Genomic DNA, 8,723 nt, shown 5'->3' on the forward strand with positions numbered 1-8,723 from the left:
AGAAGGGGGGATGGATTTACGCCCGGTGTTGCAGCGGGCCGATTTCAGTGATCGTTTGCAGCCGGCAAGCAGGAAAGGCTGCCTGATGAAGTGGCTGGCAGCCGGGCAGTCCGGACGCATGGCTGTTCCCGCCCCCGAGGGTCATTTCTGCCTGTCCCGACAGGTCAGGTTCGGCGCGGCGTCTTTCTTTTCAGCCGCGGCGCCCCAAAGCGCAGCCAGGCCACGGATACCCACCAAAGCGCCGTGATCGACCAGAGATCGACCGTCAGGCGTCGCAGGACGCCCTGACCTTCCGGGTTCAACTGGAAGGCGTCGCCGATCACCGACAGCAGAACACTGGCGACGAATGCCCAAAGCCCGCCGCGACCGATCTGCTGCATGGCGACACCCGGCACGGTCGCGGCCAGCCATGCCATGGGCCGGGCCAGGGGCACCGCGACCAGCCAGGTCGCGGCGAGAATCGCCAGATAGCGTGTGCCGTCCAGGTCCCATTTGTTGATTTCGCCATAGATCAGCTTCAGCGCGTCGCGGAATTCTTTCGCGGGCTCGCCGATCTTGGCCCCGATCACGATCGCGGTGCCGAACAGGAACATGCCCGCTGCAAGGATCGTCAGAAGCCGCCGATGCGGCATCAGCGTCCGCATGATCCGATCGCGGAACAGCGCCATCGCGATGCCCGAATAGAACAGCATCTGCCAGCCGAACGGGTTGAAAAGCAGGCCCGCGCGGCTGTGGTTCGGGATGATCTGGTTGAGCAGCGGCGCGAACCACCACAGGACCAGCGATCCGATCGCGAAGCTGATGGGCCAGCGCCGCAGCAGCGGCACCAGCAGCGGCGCCGAAACGATCAGGATGACGTACAGCGCCAGCACGTCCAGAAGGTTTGGCTGCAACCACATCGTCGCCAGCACGCCGGAATAGCCCAGCGGGTTCTCGACCACCCATTCGGCATACTGGTTCCAGACCGCGGTATGGGACATGTCCAGCGCCAGCAGCCCGGCCGAAACCAGCGCCATGATCACCCCGCCCAGAACCAGCGCCCGCCAGACCTCGAACGAGCGCCGTGCAAAGCGCCATTGGGCGCTGCGCAATCCGTCCCGCTCCTCGACCGAATGCCAGACCAGGCCGACCAGAAAGCCCGACAGCAGGACGAACAGTTCTGCTGCGTCGAAGACCGAGAAATTGGCAAGCGTGAACCGCCGCAGGATCGAGATTGGCATATGGTCGATCATGATGCAGATCAGCGCGTAACCGCGCAGCATGTCGAGAACGATCAGGCGGTTCATTCAGGCAGCGCGCTCCATCGCCGCAACAGCGCGGCATCGGATATCAACGCTTCGGTTTCTTCCGGGTTCAGAAGATCAAGCGCCTGTTCGCGGCCCGCGGCATTGGCGATCTTTGCCCCGGCGGTGATCTGCGGCAGCCGCTCGGCCACAGGGCGGTCGGGCAGCGAAGTCAGCATGGCCAGGTGATGCGCCATACGGTCGGGATGCTGTGCCAGTTGCATGATCGCCGCACGGCCGGGCAGGGGGCGCGGCAGGGCGCGGATCGCCGCGCTGGCCTCGGTCAGGATCGGGGGATAATCGCGTTCCTCGGGTGTGACCAGCAGGCCGTTCATCCGTGCCCAGCGGCCGAAGACCGGGCTTGCCGACAGCCGGGATGTCAGCGGCGACAGGATCAGGCCGGCAAGAATCGGCGACAGCCAGATCAGTTGCGTCGGCGAGAACTGCGCCAGCACCAGCAGCGTGGCGACGCCCAGCAGCACGTGAATCCAGTGCCGCGCGATCACAACCTCCCAGCCGGGCATCGAGCCGGCCCGTTCTTGTGCGTTCCAGCCGCTGTCGCGGCCGCGCAGGATTTCGAAGATCTGGCGGGTCTGGATCAGCATCTGGACCGGCGCGATCAGGGCCGATAGCAGGATCTCGAACAGCGCGCTGGCAAAGATGCGGACCGGTCCGCCGGAATTGCGCGCCAGCGGCCGCGACCAGGCGCGCAAGGTCGCGATCAGTCTGGGCAGCAGCAGCAGCGCCATCGCCGCGATGAACAGATACAGCATCCGGCGGGCATCGAAGACCGGCCAGTCCGGAAAAAGCTGATAGGCGTTCGGGAAATATTCGGGCGTGGACAGCAGCACCGTGGCCGACAGGACCAGACCGACCAGCAGCAGCGCCAGCCAGATCGGGCTCATCAGGAAACCCAGGATGCCTATGGCGAAATGCACCAGGCTGATGGCCCGGGCGCCCTTGATCCCGAAGAGGCGCGCATGTTGCAGATTGCCCTGCGCCCAGCGGCGTTCGCGCGCGGCCATGTCCAGCAGCGTCGGCGGGCAACCCTCGTAGCTGCCGCGCAGGTCATGGTCCAGCCGCACCTTCCAGCCGGCGCGGCACAGGGCGGCAGCCTCGACGAAATCGTGGCTGAGAATGGTGCCGCCAAAGGGCGGTTTGCCCGACAGGCGCGGCAAGCCGCAGGCTTGGGCAAAGGCCGCCACCCGGATGATCGCGTTGTGGCCCCAGTAATTGCCCGTATCGCCCGACCAGGCCGAAACGCCGCGCGCGATCATCGGGCCATAGACCCGGCCGGCGAACTGGGTCAGCCGGGCAAAGATGGTCTCGCCGCCGACCAGGATCGGCATGGTCTGGATCAGGCCCAGATCGGGATCGGCATTCATGCGCGCGGACAGATCGCGAATGGTTTCTGCGGACAGCACGCTGTCTGCATCCAGCACCACCATCTGATCGTAGCGCCCGCCCCAGCGGCGGATGAATTCGGCCAGGTTGCCGGATTTGCGATCCTCGTTCGTTTCGCGCCGGCGATACCAGATCGGCACCGGCGAGGCGTCGCGGGCAGCCGCGACGATCAGGCTTTCGTTGACCGCAACGGCAGGATCGCGGCTGTCGGACAGAACGAAGATTTCGGCTCGGTTCGCGATGCCGGTCTGCTCCAGCCCCTTGGCCAGGGCTGTCAGCAGGCCCAGGCTTTGGGCGGCATTCTCGTGATAGACGGGCATCACCACGACGATGCGGGCATCATTGGGGCCGTCTGGCGTCGTCAGCCGGGGCGCGAACAGCCCCGCCAGCAGACCGCAGAAGGAAAATCCGACCCAGGCGAAGGTGGGCACGAACAATGCCAAAAGCGCAAGCTGCATCGGCGTCGGCTTGTCGCCGAAGGCCTCCAGCATCTGCATGAAGCCGATGACGGCGATCGCGGCGGTTCCGCCGAAGGTGATCAGCCGGGCCAGCCAGACCCGCGCGGATTCGGTTCGGCGCAGCCGCCGAGTTGCGGGCAGGGTCCGAAAGTCCTGCACCGGCATGGCGATCGGCGATTCGGGTGGAACCGGGCCGCCAGCCTCGGCAGAGGACGGCGCCGCAATCATGCCGACCAGCGCGCCAGCCAGGATTCGCTGAGGGCGACCCCCTGCTTGTCGGTCAGAAGCGCCTGCAGGTCGGCCACGGTGGCGTCGCCCGGCTCGAATTCGAAGGCCAGCCGCAGGACGCCCTGATCGGCAAGCGTCTTCAGGTAGGCATGGACGATCGTCCCGGCCGATGTCGTGACCTTCGATTCCGGCATCTCGCCGCCGAACAGGGACAGGTCGAAATCGACCACGAAGCTGCGCAGATCCTTGTTGTTGATGGATTGTCCGGAACGGACCTGGCGCACCTTGGCCAGCGGCATGTCGTTCGGCGGCAGCGGCGCGAAACTGAGACGATAGCGGAAATCGTGCCGCTTGCCGCGCGCCAGCGGATCCTTGGGCAGCCAGTAGGTGACGATATTGTCGTTGAACTCGTTTTCGACCGGGATTTCGATCAGGCGGACCTCGCCCTCGCCCCAGTCGCTTTCGGGCTGGATCCAGGCCGAGGGGCGCTGGTTATACATCGCCTCGGCGTCCTGATAATCGCCGAAGTCGCGGTTGCGCTGGATCAGGCCGAAGCCGCGCGGAGACTTGTCCACGAAGGACGAAATCTGCAGGTTCTTGTGCGAGGCAAGGCTGCGCCACAATGCCTGGCCGGCGCCGGTATGCATCTGCAAGCCGTCGCTGTCATGCACGGCGGGGCGGTAATCGTCCACCGCGCGCCGGCTGGCCGGGCTGAACCAGAACATCGAAGTCAACGGCGCGATGCCGGTATTTTGCAGATCGACGCGCGGAAACAGCGCAAGCCGCGTCCGAACCATCGTCACCGCGCCGGGATTGATGTCGAACTGATAGGCGCCCGTCACCGACTTGCTGTCCAGAAGCGCGTGAATGCGCACCCATTCGGATCCCTCCGAGGGGCGGTGGATCCAGAAATCGGTGAACAGCGGAAATTCTTCGCCATCCGGGCTGCCGGTCTTGATCGCCAGACCCCGCGCCGACAGGCCATAGAGGGTGCCGCGCGCGACGGCGCGAAAATAGCTTGCGCCCTGGAAAACCGCGAATTCGTCCATCACGTCGGGCCGGTTCAGCCGCGTGCGAAGCCGGAAACCCGACCATCCCATGTCGCCGATATCGTCCAGGTTCGCGCCGTCGGGAAACTGGGCCGGATCGAAATCCAGCAGGCGCGGATCGAATTCGAACTTCTGCGGAACTCCGTCGCGCACGATGTTGATGCCGATCGGCTCATAAAAGATCGCGCCTGGCGGCAGCAGGTCCATGCCGAACTGGTTCTGATCGCTCAGCGGATCGGCGTCGCGCCGGAACCTTATACCGCGATACTGGTCATAATTCAGGTCCGCGAAGCTGCCCACCAGTTTCGCCACCGGCTGCTCATGAACGGCTTCGGCCCGTTTGGCGGCGATCGCGGCCACGTCTTCGAAACCGAAATCCGTCCTTGCGCCTTCGGGCGGCGTGTCGATCGTCGATTCGTCAGAACTCGATTGTGCCTGGGCCGGCGTCGCGGCAAAGACGCTGCCGGCTGCCAGCGCCGTGGCGGCATTGAGGAAATTTCGTCGCTTCATCTTTGGAGGCAGTTCGCAAGAGCCGGTTCAGTATAGGGACTGCGCCGCAGCGCAACAAGTCGCGTCGGTCGCCGGAAAAGCGACCCTGAGTTGTGTGTGGCGTCGCCCGATCGCGCCCAGGGGTGATTCGGGCGATTTTCCGCCTATTGTCGGGCCAGCCATTCGGTCACCGGCCGGCGCAGGTTGTGCATTCCCGATGCCTCGGCCTCGTCGATGACCTGCCGAAGATCGGCGATCGAGACGCGACGGATCAGATGCTTGACCGGGCCGATCGAGGCCGGACGCATCGACAGGCGTCGGATGCCCAGGGCCGCAAAGGTCAATGCCTCGATCGGGCGGCCGGCATCCTCGCCGCAGAAGGACAGCGGCACGCGCGCCTCTTCGCAGCGCAGCACGATCTGGCGCAGCAATGCGAGAAAGGGCACGTTCAGCGTGTCATATCGGCGTCGGACGCGTTCGTTTTCGCGGTCGGCCGCGTAGAAGAACTGCTTCAGGTCGTTGCCGCCGATCGAGACGAAGTCGCACATCTCGAAGAACTTTTTCGGAGCGAAGGCCAGCGAGGGCGTCTCGAGCATCGCGCCCACGCGAATGTCGGTCGGCAGGTCACGGCCCACCCGCTGTTCTCGCGACATTTCCTGCATGAGGATGCGATAGGCGTCCTCGTATTCGCTGATATCGGCGATGAAGGGGAACATGACGTGCAAGGGGCGTCCGGCGGCCGCCCGGATCAGCGCCTGAAGCTGCATCCGCAGAATGCCGCGCTTGTCCAGGCCGACACGGATCGCGCGCCAGCCCATCGCCGGGTTGGGCTCGTCCTGGGGCTTCATGTAGGGCAGCACCTTGTCCGACCCGATGTCCAGCGTCCGGAACATCACCTGCTTGCCCTTGGCGTTGTCCATGACCCGGCGATACAATTCGGCCAGTTCTCCCCGTCGCGGGACGTGGTTGCGGATCAGGAACTGCAATTCGGTCCGGAACAGGCCCACGCCCTCGGCCCCCGACCCTTCCAGCGAGGGCAGGTCGGCCATCAGGCCCGCATTCATGTAAAGCTGGATCGTGGTGCCGCAACTGCCGGTCGCGGGAAGCCGGCGCAGGCTGGCATAGCGGTTCTGAGCCTCGGCCTGCATCGCCATCTTGTCGCGAAAGGCCAGCGCCACCGTGTCCTCGGGGCGCAGATGGACAATGCCCTGATCGCCATCGACGAGGATCGGATCGCCATTCAGCGCCTCGGTCGTGATGCGGGCGGCGTGGATGACCAGCGGAATCGCCAGCGCCCGCGCCACGATCGCCGCGTGAGAGCCGACCGATCCTTCCTCCAGCACCACGCCCTTCAGCCGCCGTCCGTATTCCAGCAATTCGGCGGGGCCGATATTGCGGGCGATCAGGATCGGATCCGCGGGCATCTCGGCGCCTGTATCGACGCCCTGTCCGGTCAGGATCCGCAACAGCCGGTTGGACAGGTCGTCCAGATCATGCAGGCGGTCGCGAAGATAGGGATCGGCCGACATTTCCAGCCGTGCACGGGCAGCGGATTGTTCCTTCTCGACCGCCGCTTCGGCGGAAAGGCCCAGTTGGATGTCTTCTTCCATCCGCTTCAGCCAGGACCGCGAATGGGCGAACATGCGATAGGTTTCCAAAACGGCCGTGTGATCGCCATCGGCCCCCATGTCGGCGGCGGCGACCATCGAATCGACCCGTTCCCGCAGCCGTTCCACGCCCTCGTGCAGCCGCGCCCTTTCGGTTTCGGGATCGTCGCCGACGGGGTTGGCGATGACCACGCGCGGCTCGTGCAGCCAGACATGACCCTCGGCCGCGCCTTCCTGTCCGGTGGTGCCGCGCAGCATCAGCGGAAAGCGGTGGGCCTGCGGCAGGCTGTTGGCCTGGGTGCCCTGGAAGGCGCCCAGTTCGGTCATTTCCGCCAGCACCATTGCCACCACTTCCAGGCCGTAGACCTCGTCATCGCTGAACAGGCGGGCATCGCGCGACTGCACGACCAGAACGCCCAGTTTCTCGCCCACGCGCTGGATCGGCACGCCGAGAAAGCTGGGAAAGACCTCTTCGCCGGTTTCGGGCATGAAGCGGAATCCGGGCATCGCGGGCGCGTCGGCGGTGTTCATGTAGCGGCCGGTCCGTGCGACGCGCCCGACCAGGCCTTCGCCCAGCCTCAGCCTGGTCTGGTGAACGGCCTCGGCGCGCAGACCTTCGGTGGCGCAAAGCTCCAGCGTCTCGGGGTCGCGAAACAGATAGATCGAGCACACATCGGTGCCCATCGAATCGGCAATGTTGTGGGTGATCTGGTCAAGCCTGTCCTGACCGTCGCCGGCGGCGGCCAGAATTTCCTTCAGCCGCCGCAGCAGCTTGCGCGAATCACTGTCCTTGCGGTCCTGCAATGCCTTCCCGCCTTCCGTCGTCGCGTCCGGCCCGAGGGCCTGTCGGTTCGGGATCACCCGAGGGGATCAGGCCGCTTCGAGGCCGAAGGCATCATGCAGCGCCTGAACGGCCAGTTCCATATATTTGCGGTCGATCAGAACGGAAATCTTGATTTCGCTGGTGGCGATGACCTTGATGTTGATGTTTTCCTCGGCAAGGGCCTTGAACATCCGGGCTGCGACGCCGGCATGGCTGCGCATCCCGATGCCCACCACGCTGACCTTGGCGACCTCGGTATCGACGATCAATTCGTCATACGAAACCGTGCCCGCGGCGCGGGCCTGTTCCATGGCGCGCTTGGCGCGATCCACCTGATTGATCGGCACCGAGAAGGTCATGTCCGTGACCGAGCCCTGGTGATGTTCGAAATTCTTCTCGGAGATGTTCTGCACGATCATGTCCACGTTCACGCCCGCATCCGCCAGGGGCGCGAAGATGCCGGCGGAAATGCCGGGACGGTCCTCGACCGTGACAAGGGTGATCTTGGCTTCCTCGCGGGAATAGGCGACGCCATTGACGACTTTCGATTCCATGATTTCTCCCTCATCGCAGACCAGCGTGCCCGAATCTTCGGTCGTGTCCTCGAACGAGGATAACACGCGCAGCCGCACCTTGTAGCGCATCGCCAGCTCGACCGAGCGGGTCTGCAGCACCTTCGCGCCAAGACTGGCCAGTTCCAGCATCTCCTCGAACGCGATCCTGTCCAGCTTGCGCGCTTTCGAGGTGATGCGCGGGTCGGTCGTGTAGATGCCATCGACATCGGTATAGATGTCGCAGCGTTCGGCGTCGAAGGCGGCCGCGAAGGCCACGGCGGTCGTGTCCGATCCGCCCCGGCCCAGCGTGGTGATCCGGCCATCGGGCGCCAGACCCTGGAAACCCGCGACCACCGCGACCCGGAAGCCTTCGGCGAACTTCTGATCCAGATTGCCGCGCGGGATATCGACGAAACGCGCCGCGGAATGTTGCGCGGTGGTGTTGATCGGCACCTGCCAGCCCTGCCAGCTGCGCGCCGGAACGCCCATTTCCTGAAGCGTCAGCGCCATCAATCCGGCGGTGACGTTCTCGCCCGAACTGACCACGGCATCATATTCGCGCGCATCAAACAGCGGCGAGGTCTTCTCGACCCAGCCGACAAGCTCGTTGGTCTTGCCGGACATGGCGCTGACGATGACGATGACGTCATGGCCGCGCTCGACCTCGCGCTGCACCTTCGCGGCGGCATTCCTGATCCGGTCCAGATCGGCGACCGAGGTGCCGCCGAATTTCATCACCAGAAGCGGCATCGCGGGCCTCCAGCCAAGGGTTTCTTTCGGCGCGGCTTGTATGGGCGGGGGGATGAAACCGCAAGAGGCAAGGCGGGT

5 protein-coding genes are annotated in these 8,723 nt (G+C 64.9%); all 5 read right to left on the minus strand.

Annotated elements, in window-relative coordinates:
• Window positions 1–164 precede the first annotated feature (164 nt).
• Window positions 165–1,286 carry an OpgC domain-containing protein gene (opgC, locus tag B4A72_RS02490; RefSeq protein WP_292953743.1) on the minus strand — a complete coding sequence of 374 codons (1,122 nt, stop codon included), beginning with the start codon at window positions 1,284–1,286 and terminating at the stop codon, window positions 165–167.
• Window positions 1,283–3,373 carry a glucans biosynthesis glucosyltransferase MdoH gene (mdoH, locus tag B4A72_RS02495; protein WP_292953746.1) on the minus strand — a complete coding sequence of 697 codons (2,091 nt, stop codon included), beginning with the start codon at window positions 3,371–3,373 and terminating at the stop codon, window positions 1,283–1,285. Before mdoH ends, opgC begins: the two co-directional genes overlap by 4 nt.
• Complete coding sequence (locus B4A72_RS02500; RefSeq protein ID WP_292953749.1) at window positions 3,370–4,932, minus strand: glucan biosynthesis protein; 1,563 nt, start codon at window positions 4,930–4,932, stop codon at window positions 3,370–3,372. The genes mdoH and B4A72_RS02500 overlap by 4 nt, the downstream gene beginning before the upstream one ends.
• Window positions 4,933–5,075: 143 nt before the next feature.
• Complete coding sequence (gene ptsP / locus B4A72_RS02505) at window positions 5,076–7,322, minus strand: phosphoenolpyruvate--protein phosphotransferase (RefSeq protein ID WP_292953765.1); 2,247 nt, start codon at window positions 7,320–7,322, stop codon at window positions 5,076–5,078.
• 66 nt (window positions 7,323–7,388) lie between these two features.
• Entirely contained in the window at window positions 7,389–8,645 is a 1,257-nt protein-coding gene (locus B4A72_RS02510) for an aspartate kinase (RefSeq protein WP_292953750.1), read from the minus strand.
• Window positions 8,646–8,723 lie beyond the last annotated feature (78 nt).

Origin of the sequence: Paracoccus sp. UBA5162 (genome assembly GCF_002413585.1) — a bacterium.
Classification (GTDB): domain Bacteria; phylum Pseudomonadota; class Alphaproteobacteria; order Rhodobacterales; family Rhodobacteraceae; genus Paracoccus.

Coding starts and splice junctions, on each gene's coding strand:
- opgC (WP_292953743.1), bottom strand. CDS start 1,286: ATGAACCGCCTGATCGTTCTCGACATGCTGCGCGGTTACGCGCTGATC.
- mdoH (WP_292953746.1), bottom strand. CDS start 3,373: ATGATTGCGGCGCCGTCCTCTGCCGAGGCTGGCGGCCCGGTTCCACCC.
- B4A72_RS02500 (WP_292953749.1), bottom strand. CDS start 4,932: ATGAAGCGACGAAATTTCCTCAATGCCGCCACGGCGCTGGCAGCCGGC.
- B4A72_RS02510 (WP_292953750.1), bottom strand. CDS start 8,645: ATGCCGCTTCTGGTGATGAAATTCGGCGGCACCTCGGTCGCCGATCTG.